The organism is Pseudomonas sp. 1152_12, assembly GCF_052850675.1.
On record NZ_VXCW01000009.1, the window covers coordinates 73,901 to 97,935 of the forward strand.

Below are 24,035 nucleotides of genomic sequence, written 5' to 3' on the forward strand. Positions count from 1 at the left end.
TAGCGATTAAGGAGTATTGGGGTGTCGAGTACTGATGATGAGCAGCTGGCCGAGTTCAAGGACTGGTGGCAGCGTAACGGCAAGCCCCTGGTTACCGGCGGCCTGCTGGCTTTAGTGGTGGTGTTCGGCTGGCAAGCCTGGCACAAGTATCAGGCCAACCAGTCCCAAGGCGCCTCGGTTCTCTATCAGCAATTGCTGGAAACCACGCTGACGCCAGACGGCAAGCCTGATGCTGCCAAAGTCACCTACCTGGCCGGCAAGCTGAAAGCCGATTTCGGCGGTAGCAGCTACGCCCAATACGGTAGCCTGTTCGTCGCGAAAGTCGCGGTCGACACCGGCAAGCTGGATGACGCCGCCACCGAGCTGAAGGCCATCGCCGACAAGCCGACCAACCCGACCCTGGGTGAAATCGCACGTCAGCGCCTGGCGCAAGTATTGGCGGCACAGAACAAGGCTGACGAAGCACTCAAACTGCTCGACGGCGATGCTGACAAGGCATTTGTGGCCACTCGTGAAGAGCTCAAGGGCGACCTGTTGGTCCAATTGGGTCGTACCGACGAAGCCCATGCTGCGTACCAAAAAGCCAAGGCGGCGCTGTCTGATGAAGCAGCGGTCGGTGGCTTACAAATCAAGCTGGACGACTTGGCCAAAGGGGATGCGTGACGTGATCCGTTGGAAACATGCAGCATTGCTGGCTCTGGCCGTTCTGGCCGCGGGTTGCAGCAGCAACAGTAAAAAAGAACTGCCTCCTGCCGAGCTGACCAGCTTCAAGGAAGAAGTGGTCCTGCAAAAGCAGTGGAGCCGCTCCGTGGGTGATGGCCAGGGCGACCTGTACAACCTGTTGCAGCCGGCAATCGACGGCGACAACATCGTGGCCACTGACTCCACCGGTGTGATCATGGCCATGGATCGCATGAACGGCGATGTGAAGTGGAAGAAAGACCTCGAGCTGCCGGTTTCCGGTGGCGTGGGTGTCGGCTACGGCATGGTGCTGGTCGGTACGCTCAAAGGCGACGTGGTGGCTCTGGACTCGGCAACGGGCGAAGAGAAATGGCGTGCTCGGGTGACCAGTGAAGTGCTTGCTGCGCCTGCCACCAACGGCGATATCGTCGTGGTGCAGACCCAGGATGACCGTGTGATCGGCCTGGATGCCGCCACGGGCAATCAGCGCTGGCTATATGACAGCACCCCTGCGGTGTTGACCCTGCGCGGCACCAGTGGTCCGATTGTGACCAACAACCTGGCCGTTGCAGGCCTGTCGACCGGTAAAGTGGTCGCCCTGGATACTCAGAACGGCGTGCCGGCCTGGGAAACCCGTGTTGCCATCCCTCAGGGTCGTTCCGAGCTGGATCGCGTGGTGGACATCGACGGCGGCTTGCTGCTGTCGGGTGAAACCATTTACGTCGCCACCTACCAGGGCCGTGTTGCGGCGCTGGACCTGCAAAGCGGCCGCATCAACTGGCAGCGTGATGCTTCCAGTTATGCCGGTGTCGCCCAAGGGTTTGGCAGCGTCTACGTAAGCCTGGCGTCAGGCACTGTTGAAAGTGTCGACGAACGTTCCACCACGGCACTGTGGAGCAACGACTCCCTGGCCCGCCGTCAACTGTCGGCTCCAGAAGTGTTCTCCAGCTACGTAGCGGTAGGTGACTTCGAAGGTTACCTGCATCTGCTGAGCCAGGTGGACGGTCGTTTTGTCGGCCGCGAGCGTATCGACAGCGACGGCCTGCGTGCACGTCCGCTGGTTGTGGGTAACATGCTTTACGTGTTTGGCAACAGCGGCAAGCTGGAAGCCCTGACCATTAAGTAAAGCACTATGCTTGGGGTAAAACCCAGGCGGCCCCGCTTCGGCGGGGCATGCGGCATTTGAATATGCTGCCCCGAGCACCAGCCGCTGCCTTGCAGCGGCTTTTGTATTTTCTGAAATAACGAAGTGGAGAGCCGCATGGTTCCCGTAATCGCCCTGGTGGGCCGACCTAACGTCGGCAAGTCCACCTTGTTCAACCGCCTGACCAGGACTCGCGACGCCATCGTCGGCGACTTGTCCGGTCTGACCCGTGATCGCCAATACGGTGAGGCAAAGTGGCAAGGGCGCTCCTACATTATTGTCGACACCGGGGGTATCTCCGGTGACGAGCATGGCATGGACGAAAAGATGGCCGAGCAGTCGCTGCTGGCCATCGAAGAAGCCGATGTTGTGTTGTTCCTGGTGGACGCCCGCGCGGGCTACACCGCTGCCGACCAGATGATTGGCGAGCACCTGCGCAAGCGCAACAAGCGTTCCTATCTGGTCGCCAACAAGATCGACAACATCGATCCTGAGGCGGCCCGTGCCGAATTCAGCCCGATGGGCCTGGGCGACGCGCTCCCGGTCGCCGGTGCTCACGGTCGCGGCATCACCCAGATGCTGGAAATCGCCCTTCGCGACTTCCCTAAGGATGACGCCGAGGAAGAAGAGGGCGAGGAAGAGATCGTCGCCGAAGGTGAGGAAGCCAAGCGCATCCCTGGCCCGAGCGAAAAAGACGGTATCAAGATCGCCATCATCGGCCGTCCGAACGTCGGCAAGTCGACCCTGGTTAACCGCATGCTTGGTGAAGACCGGGTCATCGTGTATGACCAACCGGGCACCACCCGCGACAGTATCTACATCCCGTTCGAACGTAACGACGAGAAGTACACGCTGATCGACACCGCGGGTGTGCGCAAGCGCGGCAAGATCCACGAGGAAGTTGAAAAGTTCTCGGTGGTCAAAACCCTGCAGGCGATCAAAGACGCTAACGTAGTGATCTTCGTAATGGACGCCCGCGAAGGCGTAGTGGATCACGACCTCAACTTGCTGGGCTTTGCCCTGGAAGCCGGTCGCGCCCTGGTGATCGCAATCAACAAGTGGGACGGCATGACGCCAAGCGAGCGCGATTTCGTCAAGATCGAGCTGCAGCGCCGCTTGTTCTTCGTTGAGTTCGCCGATATCCACTTTATCTCGGCACTGCACGGCACCGGCGTGGGCAACCTCTACGCCTCCGTACAAAACTCGTTCAAGTCCGCAGTTACCCGCTGGCCGACCAACCGTCTGACCCAGATCCTGGAAGACGCAGTTGGCGAGCACGCGCCGCCGATGGTCAACAACCGCCGGATCAAACTGCGTTATGCCCACTTGGGTGGTGCCAACCCGCCGATTATCGTGATTCACGGTAACCAGATCGAGAAGGTGCCAAAGTCCTATGTGCGTTACCTGGAAAACACCTACCGCCGTGTCTTGAAACTGGTCGGCACGCCGATTCGCATCGAGTTCAAAGGTGGCGAGAATCCATACGAAGGCAACAAGAACACCTTGACTGACCGTCAGGTGAACAAGAAGCGTCGTTTGATGACTCACCACAAGAAGGCCGACAAGAAGCGCCGCGACAAGAAATAAACGCCGCCTCACGTTGTAACCTGCACGCTGCAAAAGAGGGCTCCTTTGGAGCCCTTTTTTGTGCGCGACGGTTTGTGCCTTGACCCCACGTGGCCAGCAGCTTAAAACTTGGGGCTAACCTGCAGGGGCCTCCGATGATCACCAGCAAGCTGCCGAATGTCGGCACGACCATTTTCACCACCATGTCGCAACTCGCTGCCGAGACCGGCGCGCTCAACCTGTCCCAGGGCTTTCCCGATTTCAATGGCCCGCAGGCGTTGCTTGATGCGGTGGGCAAACATATCGCCCTCGGCCATAACCAATACGCACCGATGACCGGCCTGCCGGTGCTGCGTCAACAAGTGGCAGCCAAGATCGCCCGCAGCTATGGCGTCACGGTGAATGCCGACAGCGAAGTGACCGTCACGCCTGGCGCCACCGAGGCAATCTTCTGTGCCATTCAGGCCGTGATTCGCAACGGCGATGAAGTCATCGTTTTCGACCCCTGCTACGACAGTTACGAACCTTCGGTCGAACTGGCCGGTGGCCGCTGTGTGCATGTGCAACTGAGCCTGCAAGGCTTCGCCTTGGATTTAGAAAGGATCAAGGCCGCGTTGTCACCGCGTACACGCATGATCCTTCTCAACACCCCGCACAACCCGACCGGCGCACTGATCAGCCGCGCCGAACTGGACCAGTTGGCCGAACTGATGCGCGACCGCGATATCTATCTGGTCAGCGATGAAGTCTACGAACACTTGGTGTTCGACGGCGTGGCCCATGTCAGCGTGCTGGCCCACGAAGAGCTGTATCAGCGTGCGTTCGTGGTCAGTTCCTTCGGCAAGACTTACCACGTCACCGGCTGGAAAACCGGCTACGTGGTCGCGCCGCCGGCGCTGACTGCTGAGCTGCGCAAGGTGCATCAATATGTCAACTTCTGCGGCGTGACCCCGTTGCAGTACGCTTTGGCGGACTTCATGGCCGAACACCCGGAACACGTCGAAGAACTGCCGGCCTTCTACCAGGTCAAGCGCGACCTGTTCTGCGACCTGCTGGCGCCGTCGCGTTTCAGCTTTACCCGGGTGACCGGCACTTACTTTCAACTGGTGGATTACTCGCAGATTCGCCCGGACCTGGATGACATCGCCATGTCACTGTGGATGACCCGCGAGCACGGCGTTGCGACGATTCCGGTCTCGGTGTTCTACCAGCACCCACCCCAAGGCCAGCGCCTGGTGCGCCTGTGCTTTGCCAAACGCGAGGAAACGCTGCAACAAGCAGCCGAAAAACTATGCGTGATCTGAGTGCACTACCCAACTTGAATGTCGCCCTGGTCCAGACCAGCCTGGTGTGGCATGACCGTCAGGCCAACTTTGAGCATTTCGAGTTGCTGCTGGAACAGGCCCAAGGCGCCGACCTGATTGTACTGCCGGAGATGTTCACTACCGGCTTCTCGATGGAGTCGGCTACGCTCGCCGAGCGCGAAAATGGCCCCACCCATGAGTGGCTCAAGGCCCAGGCGGCCAAATACAACGCAGTGATCACCGGCAGCGTGATCATCCAGGCCGCCGACGGCAGCGATCGCAACCGCCTGCTGTGGGCGCGGCCGGATGGCGAAGTGCTGCATTACGACAAGCGCCACCTGTTCCGTATGGCGGGCGAGCACGACCACTACACGCCGGGCGAGCGCCAGGTGCAGTTTGAGCTGAAAGGCTGGCGCATTCGCCCGTTGATTTGCTATGACCTGCGCTTCCCGGTGTGGAGCCGTGATGCGCAGGACACGGACTTGCTGCTGTACACCGCCAACTGGCCGGGTGCACGGCGCCAGCATTGGAATCGGCTGTTGCCAGCGCGAGCCATCGAGAACCTGTGCTACGTGGCTGCAGTGAATCGGGTGGGTACGGATGGCAAAGGCTTTGCCTACACCGGGGATAGTCAGGTGCTGGATTTCCAGGGTGAGACCTTGCTGAGTGCGGGGGAGGCCAATGGAGTGTTTCAGGTCTGCTTGGATTCGATGGAGCTGGCGGCGTATCGCACCAAATTTCCGGCGAATCTGGATGCTGATAGTTTTCAGTTTGTCTGAAAGACCGCTGCCGGGAGCAAGGCCCTGACAGGCAACCCAAATCTGAAGCTCAATAAAAAGGCCCCTGGACTCACACCCAGGGGCCTTTCGCATTTCAGAGGTCCGTTACGCCGCTTTCGCTTCCTGCTGGCTCAACGAGCGGTTCAGCGCACTGAACAGCGCCTTGAAGCTGGCCGTGGTGATGTTTTCATCAATGCCCACGCCATGCACCGGGCGCTCGCCGTTCACACGCAATTCGATGTAGGCCGCCGCCTTGGCGTTGGTGCCAGCACCGATTGCATGTTCGTTGTAGTCCATGATCTCCACGCCAATCGGCAGGCCAGCCACCAACGCTTCCAGGGCGCCGTTGCCTTTGCCTTTCCAGTGCAGGTTGGTTTCGCCCTGGCCCTTGCCCGAGACTTCCACCTCGACAAAGCTGTTGCCGTTCTCTTCCTGCAGGCGATGGCTGACCAAGGCGTACGGGGTGTTGGCCTGCAGGTATTCACGCTGCAGCAAAGCGTAGATCTGCGGCGCGGTCATTTCCAGGCCGACGCGGTCGGTTTCAGCCTGTACCACTTGGCTGAACTCGATCTGCATGCGACGCGGCAAGCTGATGTCGTATTCCTGCTCCAGCAGGTAAGCGATGCCGCCTTTGCCTGACTGGCTATTCACACGAATGACGGCCTCGTAGCTGCGGCCAATGTCGGCAGGGTCGATCGGCAAGTACGGTACTTCCCACAGTGCATCGGCTTTCTGCTGCGTGAAACCTTTGCGGATTGCGTCCTGGTGGGAGCCGGAGAACGCGGTGTGCACCAGGTCGCCGACGTAGGGGTGACGTGGGTGCACCTGGATCTGGTTGCATTCCTCGACGACTTTGCGCACGCCGTCGATGTCGGAGAAGTCCAGCTGCGGGTCGAGGCCCTGGGTGTACATGTTCAGTGCCACAGTGACCAGGTCGACGTTACCGGTGCGTTCGCCGTTGCCGAACAGGCAGCCTTCGACACGGTCGGCGCCGGCCATCAAGCCCAGCTCGGTGGCGGCCACGCCGGTGCCACGGTCGTTGTGGGTGTGCAGGCTGATGATCACGCTGTCACGGCGGTTGATATGGCGACCGAACCACTCGATCTGGTCGGCATAGATGTTCGGCGTGGCGCATTCAACGGTGGCTGGCAAGTTGAGGATCATCTTGTGCTCAGGCGTCGGGTTCCATACCTCGATCACCGCGTCACACACTTCTTTGGCGAACTCCAGCTCGGTGGCGCTGAAGGTCTCCGGGGAGTATTCGAAGGTCCACTGGGTTTCCGGCTGCTGCGCGGCATATTTGACGAACAACTTGGCCGCGTTGACGGCGATGGCCTTGATGCCGTCCTTGTCCTGGTTAAACACGATGCGGCGGAACGACGGCGAGGTGGCGTTGTACAAATGCACGATGGCTTTTTTGGCGCCGCGCAGGGATTCGAAGGTACGGGCGATCAAGTCTTCACGGCCCTGGGTCAGCACCTGGATGGTGGTGTCCGCGGGGATGTGGTTGTCTTCGATCAGAGTGCGCACGAAGTCAAAGTCGGTTTGCGAAGCGGCCGGGAACGAGGCTTCGATTTCCTTCACGCCCACCGCAACCAGGGTCTTCCAGAAGCGCAGTTTTTTCGCGGCGTCCATCGGCTCGATCAGCGACTGGTTACCATCACGCAGGTCGGAGCTGCACCAGATCGGTGCTTCGGTGATGGTTTTGGACGGCCAGGTGCGGTCCGGGATATCGATGGTCGGGAACGCGCGGTACTTCGAAGACGGGTCTTTGAGCATGCTCATCGGGAAATCCTTTGTTGTAGGGGCCGAGAAAAGGCGGCCTGCCGTATAACTATTTTTGGGGATGGAGCGTGGGACGAGGCAGATCGATTCAGCCTGGCAGTCGTGCGCTGACGAGGCACAGGCTGCGGTGCTGGCGGAGCTGAATGAGGGTATGAGAGGTTTTCATAAGCTCAACCCTAACCGTCGAGGTGAAAGATGGCAAGCAGTCGAGAAAAATTGAGAGAAGTTCTGCTATTGGCGTAGGAAACGAGATTTTATGGTTTTAAGTGTGCTGGAAGCTCTTTTTAATTGCGCGCCCGTTGTAGAGCGCGCAATTGCGTGATTCAGGGTTGGAATGCGCCGATAAAGATCGCCGGGTCGACCCTTGCATCGTTGAGGCTGATGTTCCAGTGCATATGTGGGCCGGTCGCACGGCCCGTCGAGCCGACCTTGCCCACTACCGCACCGCGCGCCAGTTGGTCGCCCACCTTCACGTCGATCTTCGACATATGGCAGAACATGCTGATAAAGCCCTGACCATGGTCCACAAAGACAGTGTTGCCGTTGAAAAAGTAGTTTCCGGTCAGGATCACCTTGCCTGCCGCAGGGGTCTTGATCGGCGTGCCTGCACCGACAGCGAAGTCCAGGCCCGAATGCGGGTTGCGCTCCTCGCCGTTAAAGAACCGGCGCACACCAAACTTGCTCGACAGCGGCCCGTTGACGGGCTTGTCCAACAACAGGTTGCTGGGTGTGTTCGGGCTGAAGCTGCGGTAGGCCTTGAGTTGTACGGCCAGTTCGCCTTCGATGCGTTTGAGCTGTGCCGGGTCTGGGTTGACCTGGCTTTTGTTCTTCAGGGTGATGTGCTGCTCGGGGTACTTCTTGAAGCCCACCACAAACGGCAGGTTTTGCCCGCCACTGGCGATGCGTTGGGTGCCGGGTTTGATCGTCAGCGCAATCCCGACAATCGCCAGCCAGTTGTTCTGTTCCTTGACCACCAACACCGGTCGGTTCTGGTAGGTCGCTTTCGGCGCAGTTGCCGAAGGGCCCAGGTCGACCACTGCTACGCCGCCGGGCACCGGCTTGTTCAACAACCGCGTGATGTAGCTGTCGGCGTGGGCGTTGAAGGTCAGGCACAACAGCATCAGCAGGCTAAATAGACGAGGCATCAATCAATTCAATAACGAAAGGGTGACGGGTGTCAGGTGGTTATCTTCCACCCGCACCTGTAATTGGCCTTCACCGAGTCGCGCGGTCAGGCGCTGGCCGGTGTGGGTTTGCGCAGCGTTGCGGATCGCCTGGCCACGCTCGTCCAGCAAAATGCTATAGCCACGGCCGAGAGTCGCCAGCGGGCTGACCACTTGCAGCGTCTGCACTTGGCTTTGCAGTTGCAGACGGCGCGCCTTCAGGCCTTCGCGCATGGCACGTGGCAGGCGTTCGGCGAGGCTGTCCAGGCGTTGGCGCAGCAGGGCCAATTGGCGGCCCGGATGTTGGCCAGCGAGGCGGGTTTCCAAGCGAATCAGGCGCTCGCGGCGAGTATTGAGGCTGCGCTCGAAGGCGCGGCGCATGCGCATGTCCAGGTCATCCAGGCGCTGGGCTTGCTGGCGCAGCCGTTCGCCAGGGTGGCGCAGGCGGCGGGCCATGCCTTCCAGGCGCAGACGCTCGTGGGACAGCCGGTTGCGCATCAACATCACCAGCCGGCGGTGCAGGTTTTCGACTTGGCGCACCAAGTGGCTGGCGTCGGGTGCGAGCAATTCAGCGGCAGCCGAGGGTGTAGGCGCGCGCACGTCGGCGACGAAGTCGCAGATTGACACATCGGTCTCATGGCCGACGGCGCTGACGATCGGCGTAGCGCAGGCATCCACTGCACGCGCCACGGCTTCTTCGTTGAAGCACCACAGGTCTTCCAGCGAACCACCGCCACGGGCCAGGATCAGCGCATCAAAGCCTCGCGCATCGGCCAGCTTCAGGGCGCGCACAATCTGCGACACGGCTTCGCGGCCTTGTACCGCCGTAGGGATCAGTGTCAGTTCAACGTTTGGCGCCCTGCGGCCGAACACGCTGATGATGTCGCGGATCACCGCGCCGGTCGGCGAACTGATAATGCCGATGCGCCGAGGGTGCGCCGGCAGCGGCACTTTGCGCTCGGCACTGAACAGGCCTTCGGCGCTGAGCTTTTCCTTCAGCGCATCAAAGGCCAGGCGCAGCGCGCCATCACCGGCAGGCTCCACGGTATCGAGGATCAACTGGTAGTCGCCACGGCCCTCAAACAGCGAGACCTTGCCACGCACTTTAACGGCCAGGCCATCCTTCAACGCCTGGCGCACGCGTGCGGCATTGTTGCGAAACAACGCGCAACGCACTTGGGCGCCGCTGTCCTTGAGGGTGAAATACACATGGCCAGAGGCCGGGCGAGCGAGGTTGGAGATCTCGCCTTCGACCCAGATATTGGTGAACACGTCTTCCAGCAACACCCGCGCGCGGCCGTTGAGCTGGCTGACAGTCAGGACTTCGCGGTCCAGGCCCAGGCGGGCAAAAGGATCTTTAATCATGGGCGGCAGTTTATAGGCATTCGCGCAAGGTTTGGCAGAATTGCTCGACCAGCGCGCTCGGCGTTTGCGCACAGGCCAGGGCCACGGTGCTGAAGCAGTCCGGGTCGGCCAGGGGCAAAAAGTGCACGTTGGCAGGGGCGATGTCCTGCATGGATTTTGGTAACAAGGCAATGCCGAAGCCAGCCTGGATCAATTGCAGTTGGGTGGTCTTGCGCGACATCACCCGCGCGGCCTTGGGGAAAAAACCGGCACGCATGCATAACTCGGCTGACAGATAACTCAGGCCACCACGTTGGGGATGAGGGATAGAGATAAACGCTTCGTCCCTGAGCTGCGCCAATTCCACTGGTGTGTCGTTGCGCGCCAACGGGTGATCAGGCGGCACCGCCAGCAACAGTTGCTCGCTGTATAAAGGCACCACGCGCACACCTTCGCGCTGGCGCAACACCGGCACGCGCAACAGCCCGACGTCCAGGCGACCGTCGGCAATTTCCTCCAGCTGTGCTTCGGAGGACAGTTTGACGATATCCATCGACACGCCAGGACAGCGCGCCAGCCAGGTGCTGATGCCTTGCAGCAACGGCCCGCTCATCGGCACGGTACTCGAATGGCTCAAGCGCAAAGTACCAAGTTGGCCATTACCCACCTGCGTTGCCATTTCACTGGCTTTGAGCAACTCGCTCAGCAGGTTGCGCGCCCGTGGGTAGAAGGCTTCACCGGCTGCCGTCAGTCGCGGTTGACGCGCGGTGCGTTCGAACAGCGGGGTTTGCAGCTGGGCTTCCAGCTCCTTGATCTGTCGGCTCAGGGCCGATTGCGCCACAAACAAGCGCTCGGCGGCGGCGCTGAAGCTGCCGCTTTCGGCGATTTCGACGAAGTAGCGCAGTTGGCGAGTGGAGATCACACGTTATGCCTTTTCGAGATAGGTAGAGGGCCTTGAACATATTAGTCGCAACACTCAACGATGGCTAAAGTGAGGGCTATCTCTTTCAAGGAAGTGCCCATGAGCCCGGTTGAGCTGATGAGTCAGTGGTCGTTTGGCGGCGTTGATTGGCTGGTGATCGGCCTCGGTATTGTCGTGGCGTACATCGTGTTCGGTATTGCCGGATTCGGTACGGCGCTGGTCGCCGGGCCGGTCCTGATCGTGTTTATGCCGTTGTCGAAAATTATCCCGCTGCTGGTGCTGCTGGATTTCGTCGCGGCCTTTGGCAACCTGCTGCAATCACGTCGGGACGTTAACAAACCGGAGCTGCGGCGATTGCTGCCGTGCATGGCAATCGGTTGCACGCTCGGTGTGATCTTTTTGCTCAACCTGCATTCGGACCTGTTGCTGCTATTGATGGGGGTGTTTATCAGCGCCTATGCGATTTACAGCTTGGCGATGAAAGCTCGGCCGACGCAGTTGGCGGCAGGTTGGTCGATTCCCATGGGCACCGTCGGCGGTTTGTTTGGGGCGCTGTTCGGCAGTGGTGGCTTTTTATATGCGATCTACCTCAACAGCCGTTTGCCCAAGGACGCGGCGCGGGCCACGCAAAGTGCGTTGATCAGTTGCAGCACCGTGGTGCGCCTCAGCCTGTTCCTGATTGCCGGGGTGTACGCGGACTTGCCACTGTTGATCTTGGCGCTGTGCCTGTTGCCGGCGATGGCCGTGGGGCTGTGGGTTGGGCGCAGTCTGACGATGCGTATGTCCCGTGATGCCTTTGTGCGGTTGGTGACGTGGTTGGTGTTGGCCAGCGGTATTGCGTTGATCGGGCGGTACTTGAGCACTTGACCTGATTTTTTCAGGGATTAAGCTGCCAGCCTTTAGGGCCTCTTCGCGAGCAAGCCCGCTCCCACATTTGGCATTGTGAACACATTTCAAAATGTGGGAGCGGGCTTGCTCGCGAAGGCGCCAGACGCTACACCGCAGGACTCCCAGGCCTCATGAACTCCCAAAGCATCCTTGTCCCGAAAATCTCCACCTTGCCCGTCCACGAACCCCGCGCCCGGGCGATTGTGCGTTGGCTGGTGCGCAAGAACATCATCAAGGAAGAGCTGACCACGTGCGGGCGCACCGGCAACCGCATGGCTTACGCCCTGGCCGACGGCGCCCGTGCGGTGGTGTTGCACCCGCAAGCGCTGCCGTTTAACGAGCCGATCAATGGTCTGGAGATCATCTACAAACGCTGCATTTATACGCCGGCCAAAGGCTTTCTCGAAGAAGCGGGCTGCCCGGAATGCCTTAAAGAAGTCGGCGAGGCATTGTTCGAAAGCCTGGAAGACTGGATGCCCGGTCACACCGACAACTTTACCTGCCCGCTGTGTGGGCACGAAGATGACATCAACGGGTTTCTGTTCCTGCAGGAGTGCGGGTTTTCCAACCTGGGTTTCATCTTCAACAACTGGGCGGAGGCAGGGTTCAAGCAGAGTTTTATCGACGAGTTTGCCGATTGGTTGGACCAAAAGATGAGTTGGGTCAAAGTCGAGCTTTAACCCGATTAAGGCAGCACGGTTCACCCTTCTATCAGTATTACCAAGTTTGTCAGAGTTTTACATTGAGCCTGGCAGGGTGCATGTATATAATGGCGCGCTTCCATTTTCCCGCTCGGGAGCCCCCGCGATGCTGCGTATCAGCCAAGAAGCTCTGACATTCGACGACATTCTCCTAGTGCCCGGTTATTCCGAGGTGCTTCCTAACGAAGTCAGTCTCAAGACCCGCCTAACCCGTGGCATCGAGCTGAATATTCCCCTGGTTTCCGCTGCCATGGACACCGTCACCGAAGCCCGTTTGGCCATTGCCATGGCTCAGGAAGGCGGCATCGGCATCATCCACAAGAACATGACCATCGAGCAGCAAGCTGCCGAAGTGCGTAAGGTCAAGCGTTACGAAGCCGGTGTGGTGAAAGATCCAATCACCATCGATGCCGACGCCACCGTGCGTGACTTGTTCGAACTGACCCGCCTGCACAATATCTCCGGCGTTCCGGTACTGCACGATGGCGACCTGGTCGGCATCGTCACTTCCCGTGACGTGCGTTTCGAGAACCGTCTTGAAGTCACCGTCCGCGACGTGATGACGCCTAAAGAGCGCCTCGTTACTGTTAAGGAAGGCGCCGACAAGAACGATGTGCGCGAACTGCTGCACAAGCACCGCATCGAGCGCGTGCTGATCGTCGACGACAAATTCGCCCTCAAAGGCATGATGACCGTCAACGATATCGAAAAAGCCAAGGCCTACCCGCTGGCCAGCAAGGATGACCAAGGTCGTCTGCGCGTTGGCGCTGCGGTCGGTACCGGTAAAGACACCGGTGACCGCGTTTCGGCCCTGGTCGCTGCCGGTGTTGACGTGGTAGTGGTTGACACTGCTCACGGCCATTCCAAAGGCGTGATCGATCGCGTTCGCTGGGTCAAACAAAATTTTCCTGACGTGCAGGTGATCGGCGGCAACATCGCCACCGGCGCAGCTGCCAAGGCTCTGGCCGAAGCGGGCGCCGACGCAGTCAAGGTCGGTATCGGCCCTGGCTCGATCTGCACCACGCGTATCGTCGCGGGTGTGGGCGTGCCGCAAATCAGCGCCATCGCCAACGTCGCCGCTGCGCTTGAAGGCACGGGCGTTCCATTGATCGCCGACGGCGGCATCCGCTTCTCCGGTGACCTGTCCAAGGCCATCGTCGCCGGGGCTTCCTGCGTGATGATGGGCTCGATGTTCGCCGGTACCGAAGAAGCGCCGGGCGAGATCGAACTGTTCCAGGGCCGTTCGTACAAGGCTTACCGCGGCATGGGTTCGCTGGGCGCCATGTCCCAGGCGCAAGGCTCTTCCGACCGTTACTTCCAGGACTCCTCGGCAGGCGCCGAGAAGCTCGTGCCGGAAGGCATCGAAGGCCGTGTGCCGTACAAAGGCACCCTCAGCGCGATCATCCATCAACTGATGGGCGGCCTGCGTTCCTCGATGGGCTACACCGGTAGCGCCGACATCGAAGAAATGCGCACCAAGCCAGAGTTCGTACGGATCACCGGCGCCGGCATGGCTGAATCCCATGTCCACGACGTGCAGATCACCAAGGAAGCGCCAAACTACCGCGTAGGTTGAGGCTTCCAGCAAAATGTTAAGTAACCGGGGCTGTTTTATTCAGCCCCGAGTTGTTTCTGATTCATTAGACGAGACTGACTTCATGGCCCTCGACATTCACGCCCACCGCATTCTGATCCTCGACTTCGGTTCCCAGTACACCCAACTGATCGCCCGCCGCGTGCGTGAAATCGGCGTGTACTGCGAACTGCACCCGTTCGACATGGATGACGAAGCGATCCGCGAATTCGCACCTAAAGGCGTCATCCTCGCTGGTGGCCCCGAGTCTGTGCACGAAGCCAACAGCCCGCGCTGCCCACAAGCCGTATTTGACCTGGGCGTGCCCGTCTTCGGTATCTGCTACGGCATGCAGACCATGGCCGAGCAACTGGGCGGCAAGGTTGAAGGTTCCGAACTGCGTGAATTCGGTTACGCCCGTGTCGACGTGGTCGGCAAGAGCCGCCTGCTGGACGGCATCGAAGACCACATCGACGCCGACGGCCTGTTCGGCCTCGACGTGTGGATGAGCCACGGTGACAAGGTCACCAAGATGCCGGAAGACTTCCACATCCTGGCCAGCACCCCGAGCTGCCCGATCGCCGGCATGTTCAACGACGAGCGCGGCTACTACGGCGTGCAGTTCCACCCGGAAGTGACCCACACCAAGCAGGGCGGGCGCATCCTGTCGCGCTTCATCCTCGACATCTGCCAGTGTGAAGCGCTGTGGACCCCGTCGAAAATCGCTGAAGACGCCATCGCCAACGTGCGTGCCCAAGTCGGCACCGACAACGTGCTGCTCGGCCTGTCCGGCGGCGTTGACTCCTCCGTGGTTGCCGCGCTGCTGCACAAAGCCATCGGCGACCAGCTGACTTGCGTCTTCGTCGACAACGGCCTGCTGCGCCTGCACGAAGGTGAGCAGGTGATGGCCATGTTCGCCGAGAACATGGGCGTCAAGGTGATCCGCGCCAACGCTGAAGATCAGTTCTTGAACAACCTGGCCGGCGAGTCCGACCCAGAGAAGAAGCGCAAGATTATTGGCCGCACCTTCATCGACGTATTCGATGCCCAGTCCAACAAACTGGACAACATCAAGTACCTCGCCCAGGGCACCATCTACCCGGACGTGATCGAGTCGGCTGGCGCCAAGAGCGGCAAGGCCCACGTGATCAAGTCCCACCACAACGTGGGTGGGCTGCCTGAGGAAATGAACCTCAAGCTGGTAGAACCGCTGCGCGAACTGTTCAAGGACGAAGTCCGCCGTCTAGGCCTGGAACTCGGCCTGCCGTACGACATGGTCTACCGCCACCCATTCCCAGGCCCAGGCCTGGGCGTGCGCATCCTCGGTGAAGTGAAGAAGGAATACGCCGACCTGCTGCGTCGTGCCGACCACATCTTCATCGAAGAACTGCGCAAGGCCGACTGGTACCACAAAGTCAGCCAGGCGTTCGTGGTGTTCCAGCCGGTGAAATCGGTGGGTGTTGTAGGCGATGGCCGTCGTTACGCGTGGGTTGTTGCGCTGCGCGCCGTAGAAACCATCGACTTCATGACCGCCCGTTGGGCACACCTGCCGTACGAACTGCTGGAAACTGTCAGCGGCCGTATCATCAATGAGATCGAAGGTATTTCGCGCGTGACGTATGACGTGTCGAGCAAGCCGCCGGCGACGATTGAGTGGGAATGATGGGACGTCCGGCATTGTCCGGCACGATCTAGCAAGAACTGCCCAGGAGCCCGCGTAATTGCGGGCTTGTGGCTTTTTGGGGCTCCCCTGGCTCGCCGATGCTGGCGGTCGAGAAGGCGCAACTGCCCAGCGCTGCTACCGCCGACATCCCTGCGGTGCCTTACAGTCCGCATAGATCGCTCAATCCCTAATGGATTACCGGCGGCCTTCGCATACCGGTGATTCTCCGATGCGGCCTTCCTTGCACAGGTCAATGTTATCTGTGCGCTTGAAACCGGAGTCTTTCATGCAATAAAACTGCGTGAGTACCTGGTCAATCGGCGTCTTGTCCCCCGTCCCTGTCAGGTTGGTATAGCCGCATGCGGTCATAGCGCTCTTGACACCCTCTTGCGAGACCCCGCTTTTTTTCCAATTGGTAAATTCCGGCGGCGGCGGTTGAAAGCCCCTTCCCGTGCAGCCAACCAGTAACAACGCGCAAAAACTCAGCAACAGGCGCCAGGTGAACATGGCGTTCCTCCTCATGGTTTGATCCGGATAAGTGTGAGACGCCGTAGGGTGAGTCGCTCTAGAAGGGCTTGCAAGCGGCCTCGGCCTCCTAATAGCGGTTGTGCACTTTTGAGTGCCGTACAGCACGTTTAGTATTCCCATAGGCGAGCGTGTTTCAGCTTTTGAAGTATTGGCCCATTTACCAACATGTCATTGACCGTGACTCCTGGCCTGCGAGCACTTTCCGGCATTGGATCTTGAGTAAATATTATAGGATCAGTGCGGTATTGGCAGACGGGTCAATTCCCCAGCCGATCACCCCATCGCATGAATGAAGCAGTACTTGTGAAAACAGTTTTTCGTCTATGGTATTTTTCGTGGTATCAGCAGGTGTGTTCAAAATAAAACTATGATTTATTTTGGGTTTTTACATTTTTTATGTTCGAGTGGGAGTAGGGCTGATTCGTAACTATTTGATTTTTATTAAGCTATTTTCAATGGTTACGAGGGTTTCTACTTCATTAATGGCGTTGGCGGTGGTCCACGCTTAGCCGCAAAGGTTAACTGGCATCAGCTTCGTTAAACTGATGCCGGTTTGCCCCTGGGTTGAGGGCTAGTGGGTGCCGCGGCTCAATCCACCCAGACGGGTTGAGATCGACTGCATGCCTTTGCCCAGTTCCCGAAGCGTGCTCGCATCTCGGGCGCCTTCTTCGCTGGCCGCATGGATACGTACCGCCAGCTCGTTGATTTCCTGAGTCACGTGGCTCTGCTCTTGGGCGGCAACGGCGATCTGCTGGGCGCGCTGGACGATGTCATCGAAACTGCCCACCGTAGTGCCCAATGTCGCGGACACGCCGACTGCCTGTTGCACTGACTCGCGAGTGCGTTGAGCGCCGTTCTGCATGGTTGTGACGGCAGAATTTGATGCCTGGCGCAGCTGGGTGATCATCTCCTGAATTTCGTTGGCAGACGTTTGTGTGCGGCCTGCGAGTGTGCGCACTTCATCTGCCACCACCGCAAAGCCACGTCCTTGCTCACCGGCTCTTGCGGCCTCGATAGCAGCGTTGAGCGCCAATAGATTCGTCTGCTGAGAGATCGATTTGATTACCTCCAGCACGCTGCCAACTCGCTCGATGTCTTCACCTAACTGAGTCATAGCGGTGGCCGCGCCTGAGATGTCGGTCGCCAGGCTTTCGATGGATTCACCGTTGCGGTTGACTTGGTCCTGACTCTTTTGCGCTTCTACCAGTGAGCTGCGGGCCGTGTCCGAGCAGTCTGTGGTGTTGCGTGCGACCTCGTTGGCGCTGGCCGACATTTCAGTAATAGCGGTGGCGAGCAGGGTGTTGTCCATGCGTTGGGTCTCTGCCCGTTCAGCCAGGCCATTGGACAGTTGCGCCAGTTCGTTGGCCTGGACTTCCAGTGACACCGACTCATCGGCAATGCGTCGCAGCATGGCCTGCAGAGAGCCAGCGTAATGGTTGACCGCAATGCGCAACGCGCCGAGTTCATCTGACCGCAGAATCTCTAGCTGAGCGCCTGCCTGACCGCCTTGGCCCAGACGTTCGATTTGCGCAGTGGTTTCTTCAAGTTGAGTGAGCAGCCGTTTGCCAGCCAGCCATGCCAGCCCCAGCAGGATGCCCAACAGCGGTAGCAAGAACAGCAAGATCTGCCCGGTCAGCTTGTTCGCGAGTCCGACCACGCGGGCCTCAGGCGTGACCAGCCCAATGCGCCAGCCGGTGCCTTCCATGGTTTCCAATGTGATGTAAGCCGGTCCATCCAGGCGCGCATCGTGTTCCAGATACAGCGTTGTCGTTCCGGCCGGCTTGCTCGACAGGCTTTCGGCGACCGGCTTCAACCACGGTTGTTCCTGGCTCAACCCGGCAATGGTCGGCAGGCCCTTGGTGCTCTTTGCATCTGGGAAAAACAGCAGGTTCCCTGAAGGATCGACCGCAAAAGCGTAGCCGCCTGTGACATTGCCATTGGCCTTGAGAAACGCTGCGAGGCCGTCAAGCTTGAGGTCGATAGTGGCGACACCGGCAAACGCGCCCTTTGCGAGGTAGGGCACGCTACAGGTCGTCATTGCCACGCCACTGACCGCGTCCTGGTAAGCATCTGACCAGACGCAACGTCCCGATGGAGCGGATTTAGCTCCGGTGTACCAGGACTCAGCCTGATACGGCGGGGTTTGCGCGGCGTTGTACTCGTCCGAGTAATCCAACCCATTGCTGACGTTACGTGCCCAGAAAAAACTTCGGCGATCAGTACCGGCAGTAAAACTGTTGGGTTCTGGCCACAGCCCGCCGCCTGCAATGGCTGCATCGCCTTGGCTGTCGATTACATTAGGCAGATTAGCCTTGAGCAGGGTTTCGTCATGGGGCAGGGTTTCGGCCAGGTGCGCCATCGCTGCAGCGGTGCCCTCAATGCGATTCACTTGCAGGGCTAACTGGCGTGTAATCGCACTGGCCGATTGTTCCGCTGCCTCGGTTCCTGCGGCCACTAACTGAGGCTTGCCGCCCAAGGTCATGACTGAGTAAATCGCCAATGCCGTGAGAACCAGCAGCGTCAGGATCCCTAGAGTCATTCGCCCTGCGATGCGGTTGGGAAGTAGCGACATGCTGAAGCTCCACAAAATTAAGGTTAGCTGTAATTAATAACGGCAGCCAAGCCCGGTAGTTGAGGCGCTACATGATGTTTTGAGTGATTAGACGACCGGTGGCTGTCAACTGCAATCTAGAATTGATCCAACTACCGAAGTTTCGCTGACCCAAGCGTCTATTTCGTAAAGCGTTAGCAGGTCTGACTTTGGGCTGAATACTTATGGGGCAACGCCAAGTCGGGAGTAGGGGTAATTCTGCATCTGCGATAACACATAGGCAGCTTCAAGCATCAGTGATTAGGCCAAGCGTTCTATAACCAATTCAACCTGCACAAACTCACCGATCAAGCTTCATTGCGCTGCCTCTACGAGGCCGACGATGAGAAGGCCTCGGGCCTGATCCTAAACGCTTTTCCATTTTCACTAAGCGTCAGCGCTCGGCAGCCTTTGCCAATAGAGAGGCTAATTCAACTTCTTGAACGTTTACTGTGCCTGGCATTTCTCATGGTTGTTCAATTCTTCAATGTCTGAAGGCTCTGTTTTATAAGGGTTTTTTTCAATTTATAATAGAGTGGAATGAACCAGCGTTATTCGCTTGATTGAATCAACAAAGCCCCGGCCTCTGCCGGGGCTTTGTTATTTATAGCGGTGCAGGTTTGCCAACCAGCACCATACCCGTGCGTTCGAGTGCGGCAAATAACTCTTTCAGGCTGTCGAAACGACGGCCGTCCACGCTCGGCCTGGTGGGGCGCTCAATGAAGAAGTACCCGTTCTGGTGAACGAGCGGTGTTGAGATCAGGTCACCCGAGCTGCTGCGATGCTTCAGGGTCGGCACCACCGTGGTGGAATCGACGGTAAAAAAGCCCGGGCGGCTGAGCAGTCTACCGAAGTCTTGTGTGGTTTCAGGTTTGCGGGGCATTTCCAGCTGTAGCAGCAGGTCGCTTTTCACTGCCCCTGCGCTTCCAGCTGCGGGGATACCAGGGTCTGGGATGACGCCTTTCGATTGGCCGGCTGCAAGGTCTTCCACCCTCAGCCCATTGACCTCTTCCAGTTCGCTGAGCCCGGGAACGCCCTTATAGGTACTGACGTGAGTATTGCCCACCAGTGCCAGCCATTTATGCGCACCTTGAGCTGCCTGGTCGGCACGGATCACAGTGCTGGCGTAGTAGTTCATCAGGGCCTGGCGCTCCGAACCGGTGGCAACCTGACTGTCTGCCACGGCGGGCAAGAACCCCTGGGTTCGGTAACTTGCCAGGCAATCAATGGCTTGGATACGAATTTTATGGACGCGGGCGGCCTTGACCAACTCCATGAAGTTGTATTGCCCCAGTGGGTCTGTCCCTTGACCAATATCGAGTGACTGGAGGTAGCGTTTGAGTACCTCGGGCATCTCGCCAGTCTCGGCGAACGTATCAAGGGCCGCTTGGTGAAAGTCCCTGAGCAGGTGTTCGCAATATAGGGTTTTGACGTTCTTCTGGGCCAGCAACTCCATGTTGTCGATCAGCAACTGTTTGCTGCCTACGCCACTGTGGGCTTCACCGACCACGATGCCGCGCACATCCTTGAGCAGTTCCTCCAGCCAGGTAGCGGTGGATGCACTGGCGGGCAGCGCGGGCACCGGTGGCCGATTTTTCGCGGTAAACCGGCTCAGGAACGCCACGGCATCCTTGAACAGGCGCTGTCTTCTGGTCTTGAACGGCGCATAAGGGTCGGACTCATGAGGCGACAGCTCCACACCTTCATCGCTTAAGGCATATTTTTCATAGAGTGGTCCGGCGGCGGCTTTCTCCAGTGGCTGGCGCAGTTCCTGCGGTATTTCGTAGGCGACGGCCGGGCTTTCAAGCATGGGCGTGGGCCTGCGACCTAGCACCCTGTTGATTAATTGCCCGGCACCTCCTCTCAGGCCGTGTCTGGGGACGAGCTCCCATTGCCCCTCGGCATTGAAGCGTACCGGAATGGCATCGGAGAACGAGAGAGGGTTTTGCGGATTGATGATTGCCCAATGACCGCTGCCGTTGATGTCTTCGACATAGCGCACGTAATACGCGGTGTCGTTCAGCAAGATGGCGGTCGATGGGTTGGAGTTGAGTCGATAAATACCTTGATCCCGGCCAGGCTCACTGACCGGGTCGATGCCGTCGAGGATTTCATTGGCTTCCCAGCCAGCAGGGATTTCACTCACGGTTGGCGGCAGTACCAAAGGTTCGGGGTTGGCCAGTGGGGCAAGCTCTGCGCCTGACTCGATGTTTTCAGAGGTCATTGGCGATGGATGGGTGTCCATCTCTACCGCTGGGTACCATTTATTAATAAGAGGAGCCCCTTTGAGTTTCAGCCCCTCTGTGTCGAGGGCTTGGCAGAGGTCGGTCAATGTTGGGTAGACGGTGCCTTTGAGCCGCGGAAAGTTTACCGGGTCAATAAAATAACCCTGGCTGGCTGTACGCTGGATGGTATTGCGTATCAGCGCATTGAAGCGATTGCGATGGATCAGCGTCAATTCTGCCTGCGTCTCCTGCAGGAGGTAATCGCCAGGGGCTTTGAGCAGCTCGTCGATTTTTTTTGGACTCAAAAGGAAGGAGAGCGCGTCTTTTTGCTGCCTCAGGGGCATTTGCAGGATGAGGTCAGTATCCAGCGCACTGGTGTTAGGAACGGTCGGATTGTCGGTGCTGACATTACTTACCTTGGGGCCGTAATCAATTTTGATCCCTGAGGTGGCGTCGCTCACTTCGCCGATCCGCAGGCTGGTAGCGCCGTTTATTTCACTGATACCCGCCACACCCCTGAACGTGTTGGTGTTTTGTGCGTTGGTCAGTACCACATATTTACTTGCGCCGTACTTGGCTTGGTCGAGACGGATGATCTCGCTGGTCAAAAAGCTCTTGGCCATTTGCTCATCAACGGCAACCGGAAGCGGGAGATAGTTGGCCAAGAGGCCTGTGGCCTGAACGCGTACGCCATTGGCCCGGGCGGCGGTGAGCAGTTCCAGGGTGTTGAAACGCATGGGCAGGGCCCTGTCCATCTCATTGAGGTAGTTTTTCAGGTTCTCGGACAGTTCCCCGCTGCTGGCGAAGGTATCGAGGTCAAATTGGTGGAGGTCATTGAACAGGCGATTCAGGTAGATCACCTTGAAGCCTTTACGCGCCAGGGCAGGCATTTGCTTTATCAGGGTGTACAGGCTGGCGACGCGTTTCGGGCTTTCGGCGACAATCAGGCGAGGTGCACCTTCCAATATATCTTCGAGCGCTTCGCTGGATGACAATTCAGGCGTGAGAGTGGGGAGTGCAGGACGTTCGGGTAGGGTATGGATGAAAAAGGGGCGGGAGAAAAAGGCACGGGCATCGCTCGTGATTTTCGTCCGCGCGGGGTTGATAAAATAATCTGACGATTTGAATTCGGTAAAACCTCCTCCAGGTTTAGGGACCAGCTTGAAATAATCCGGCTGGCCGGACATCGCAAGCTCAATCTGGAAGCTGTCCATGTTGTTGAGGTCATACGGTGTCGTCAGGCTTGAAGGGGGATAACTGGATCTGTGTGGCTCATAGGCGTCAGGAGTGGCTGAGTCGGATTCAAATTCGGCTTCTAATGAGCCTTCGCTCGTTGTGGGAACATCCACCGGGCTGCCGCCCTTGACGGCCTCAGAAGCGCGCGGGGAGTATTCCCATTCGCCGTCGGCGTTCAGACGTACCGGGCGCGAGCCGGAAAAGGCGTTGGGGTTATTGGGGTCGATGATTGCCCAGGTCCCGCCGCCGTTGACATCCGCTTCGTAACGCACGTAACAGACGTCGCCTTTGAACGGGATGACGATCGACGGGTTTGAGTTGACGGTGTAGATATTTCGATAACGTCCTCCTTCGGTCATCAAGTTTGCGCCCTCCAAATGCTGTTGGCGCTTCCAGGCTGCCGGTATTTCCGGTTCGGTAGGGGCGGGCTCCAGCGCGGGTGCTGGTGGTGCTGGGTCGGGTGCTGGCGCAGGTGTTTCACCGGGTGGTGATACCACTGCCGTATCGTCGACCGCCGCCGTCGCGTCTTTGAACTTGGCCATCTCGGCCGCTTCTGCTTCGTCGATTTCCGGGCCGAGCTCCGCTATCGGGCCTGGCCCGTGCAGCGCGAGCAGATTGAACAAAGTATCAATCCCGCTGAACACCGCGCCGATCACTCCGGCTTTGCGTTCCGCGCTGGTACGGCCATTGACCGCCTGATCGATATTCAGCCCCAGGTTGGCAATGCTGGCGCCCAATACGGGCAGTGCGACTGGCCAGCCGATGACAGCCAATGGGCCAAATATTTTCAGGCCGGCGCTCAGGTAGCCTATCCAGAGTTTTTTCGTCAGCTCTTTCTGAGTGGTCAGTGATTGTTGGGCTTCGTCGTACATCGACCAGCGTGTACGGTCCTGCAGCCAGGAGAATGCATCGTGGGTGATCGCCTGGTTCTTTCGATTGATCAGGTGATGATCAGCGCTGCCCCAAGTGTCGACCAAACGGTTCATGAGATCAGTGATGTTATCGGTGATGGCCTGGCGGTCGGTCAGGGAGAAGTGGCAGAGGAAGGCGTTGCGGTTTTTTTCCTCGTTCATCCTGCCCAGCACCCACCAATGCATGTCCGAGGGCGTTTCGAGTACTTGGAATGCTGGTGTGTCGCCCGGCGTATAGAGAATTTGCCGACCCGTCTTGTCGACGATGCGCAGCAGATTGATCGCGACATAGCCGTCAACGTCAAGGGCACACACTTGTAAGCCTTCAGTGGGGGTCACTTCGGTTTTCAGCATCTGCTGGGTGACTGGCCAGCTCAGGTTGGAGGCGACAGCGTTGAGGCAGGTCTGAAAGTCGTCGTCAGTCAGTTGCTTGAGTTCAACCGCCTGAACGGCCTTGGTGAGAAAATTGCATTTGGCCAGGGCGCGAAAGTCGCCGTGGAAGGTGTGCCAGAACTCGTCGAGTTTATCGGTGTAGAGACTGTCGAATTTGATGCGCCAGAAGTCTTTCAGCACCTCGTTGCCATGCAGGCGCACTTCGTGTGTTTCATTGAAGTCGCCAAATTCTGGCCCAGCGGTGTAGAAGCCGCCATACAGGTCGAGCAGGTCGGCGTTGTCGTAGTCAGTGGCACGAAACCGTTTGATCACCAATTGGGTCAGGGTGGTCGACTCATACGGTTTTTCCTGTAGGTGCTCCCAACCGGTAAAGGTCTTGGAGCTACTCTGGGCTGCCTTGAAACGATGGTAATAGACCTCGTCAGGGTCCAGGTCTTGTACGCCGTGCTTTTTCAGAATGTCACAGGCGGTCTGGTGGGCGCTGTCATGCAGGCCGGGGCAGGCCTGGATCAAGCGAGTGGCCAGTGCCTTCAGTGCGGCTTTGTCGGCGGCATTGGGCAGGGCAGGGTTGGCAGGGTTAGTAATCAAACTCATGGGGGCGCTCATCCTTCAAAAAGAACGATGAGGTTCCCTCGCGGC

General features: G+C 58.7%; 16 protein-coding genes and 1 pseudogene. 9 read left to right on the forward strand and 8 right to left on the reverse strand.

Annotation, left to right across the window (positions count from 1 at the left end; genetic code table 11):
* Positions 1-21: 21 nt before the first annotated feature.
* From FW764_RS18075 to FW764_RS18095, 5 genes are all read left to right on the forward strand, one after another.
* On the forward strand, positions 22-663 hold the full coding sequence (locus FW764_RS18075; RefSeq protein WP_446435035.1) for a YfgM family protein: 642 nt from the start codon (positions 22-24) through the stop codon (positions 661-663).
* The gene (bamB, locus tag FW764_RS18080; protein WP_446435036.1) at positions 656-1,807 is read left to right on the forward strand and encodes an outer membrane protein assembly factor BamB; all 1,152 of its coding nucleotides are present in this window, start codon (positions 656-658) and stop codon (positions 1,805-1,807) included. The genes FW764_RS18075 and bamB overlap by 8 nt, the downstream gene beginning before the upstream one ends.
* A 135-nt stretch (positions 1,808-1,942) precedes the next feature.
* Positions 1,943-3,412: a ribosome biogenesis GTPase Der gene (der, locus tag FW764_RS18085; protein ID WP_446435037.1), complete on the forward strand. Its 1,470-nt coding sequence runs from the start codon at positions 1,943-1,945 to the stop codon at positions 3,410-3,412.
* 134 nt (positions 3,413-3,546) lie between these two features.
* On the forward strand, positions 3,547-4,695 hold the full coding sequence (locus FW764_RS18090) for a pyridoxal phosphate-dependent aminotransferase (protein ID WP_446435038.1): 1,149 nt from the start codon (positions 3,547-3,549) through the stop codon (positions 4,693-4,695).
* Complete coding sequence (locus tag FW764_RS18095) at positions 4,683-5,474, forward strand: amidohydrolase (RefSeq protein ID WP_446435039.1); 792 nt, start codon at positions 4,683-4,685, stop codon at positions 5,472-5,474. The genes FW764_RS18090 and FW764_RS18095 overlap by 13 nt, the downstream gene beginning before the upstream one ends.
* Positions 5,475-5,579: 105 nt before the next feature.
* On the opposite strand, the gene leuA is transcribed toward FW764_RS18095, so the two are convergent.
* From leuA to FW764_RS18115, 4 genes are all read right to left on the reverse strand, one after another.
* Positions 5,580-7,259 (reverse strand): 2-isopropylmalate synthase, encoded by a 1,680-nt coding sequence (gene leuA / locus FW764_RS18100; RefSeq protein ID WP_446435040.1) that lies wholly within the window; start codon positions 7,257-7,259, stop codon positions 5,580-5,582.
* Positions 7,260-7,582: 323 nt separating this feature from the next.
* On the reverse strand, positions 7,583-8,404 hold the full coding sequence (locus FW764_RS18105; protein WP_446435041.1) for a peptidoglycan DD-metalloendopeptidase family protein: 822 nt from the start codon (positions 8,402-8,404) through the stop codon (positions 7,583-7,585).
* Positions 8,405-8,407: 3 nt separating this feature from the next.
* The gene (xseA, locus tag FW764_RS18110) at positions 8,408-9,787 is read right to left on the reverse strand and encodes an exodeoxyribonuclease VII large subunit (protein WP_446435042.1); all 1,380 of its coding nucleotides are present in this window, start codon (positions 9,785-9,787) and stop codon (positions 8,408-8,410) included.
* A 10-nt stretch (positions 9,788-9,797) separates the two neighbouring features.
* Positions 9,798-10,688 carry a LysR family transcriptional regulator gene (locus FW764_RS18115; protein WP_446435043.1) on the reverse strand — a complete coding sequence of 297 codons (891 nt, stop codon included), beginning with the start codon at positions 10,686-10,688 and terminating at the stop codon, positions 9,798-9,800.
* A 99-nt stretch (positions 10,689-10,787) separates the two neighbouring features.
* Between FW764_RS18115 and FW764_RS18120 the strand changes: the two genes are divergently transcribed.
* The 4 genes from FW764_RS18120 (at position 10,788) to guaA (ending at position 15,513) form a co-directional block, all read left to right on the forward strand.
* Positions 10,788-11,555: a sulfite exporter TauE/SafE family protein gene (locus FW764_RS18120; protein ID WP_446435044.1), complete on the forward strand. Its 768-nt coding sequence runs from the start codon at positions 10,788-10,790 to the stop codon at positions 11,553-11,555.
* A 152-nt stretch (positions 11,556-11,707) separates the two neighbouring features.
* Positions 11,708-12,256 carry a sugar ABC transporter ATPase gene (locus FW764_RS18125; protein WP_446435045.1) on the forward strand — a complete coding sequence of 183 codons (549 nt, stop codon included), beginning with the start codon at positions 11,708-11,710 and terminating at the stop codon, positions 12,254-12,256.
* A 127-nt stretch (positions 12,257-12,383) separates the two neighbouring features.
* Complete coding sequence (gene guaB, locus FW764_RS18130) at positions 12,384-13,853, forward strand: IMP dehydrogenase (protein ID WP_446435046.1); 1,470 nt, start codon at positions 12,384-12,386, stop codon at positions 13,851-13,853.
* 82 nt (positions 13,854-13,935) lie between these two features.
* A complete protein-coding gene (gene guaA / locus FW764_RS18135; RefSeq protein ID WP_017134673.1) occupies positions 13,936-15,513 on the forward strand; it encodes a glutamine-hydrolyzing GMP synthase in 1,578 nt (525 codons plus the stop codon).
* Positions 15,514-15,708: 195 nt separating this feature from the next.
* On the opposite strand, the gene FW764_RS18140 is transcribed toward guaA, so the two are convergent.
* The 4 genes and pseudogenes from FW764_RS18140 to FW764_RS18155 all read right to left on the reverse strand — a co-directional run bounded on the left by FW764_RS18140 (position 15,709) and on the right by FW764_RS18155 (position 23,909).
* On the reverse strand, positions 15,709-16,020 hold the full coding sequence (locus FW764_RS18140) for a hypothetical protein (protein WP_083356887.1): 312 nt from the start codon (positions 16,018-16,020) through the stop codon (positions 15,709-15,711).
* Between the two features lie 592 nt (positions 16,021-16,612).
* Positions 16,613-17,746: a methyl-accepting chemotaxis protein gene (locus tag FW764_RS18145; RefSeq protein ID WP_408003434.1), complete on the reverse strand. Its 1,134-nt coding sequence runs from the start codon at positions 17,744-17,746 to the stop codon at positions 16,613-16,615.
* Positions 17,732-18,613 (reverse strand): annotated as a pseudogene (locus FW764_RS18150) (cache domain-containing protein); the annotation flags it as partial. The pseudogene FW764_RS18150 and the gene FW764_RS18145, both read right to left, overlap by 15 nt.
* A 622-nt stretch (positions 18,614-19,235) precedes the next feature.
* Positions 19,236-23,909 (reverse strand): dermonecrotic toxin domain-containing protein, encoded by a 4,674-nt coding sequence (locus FW764_RS18155; RefSeq protein ID WP_446435047.1) that lies wholly within the window; start codon positions 23,907-23,909, stop codon positions 19,236-19,238.
* Between the last annotated feature and the right edge of the window lie 126 nt (positions 23,910-24,035).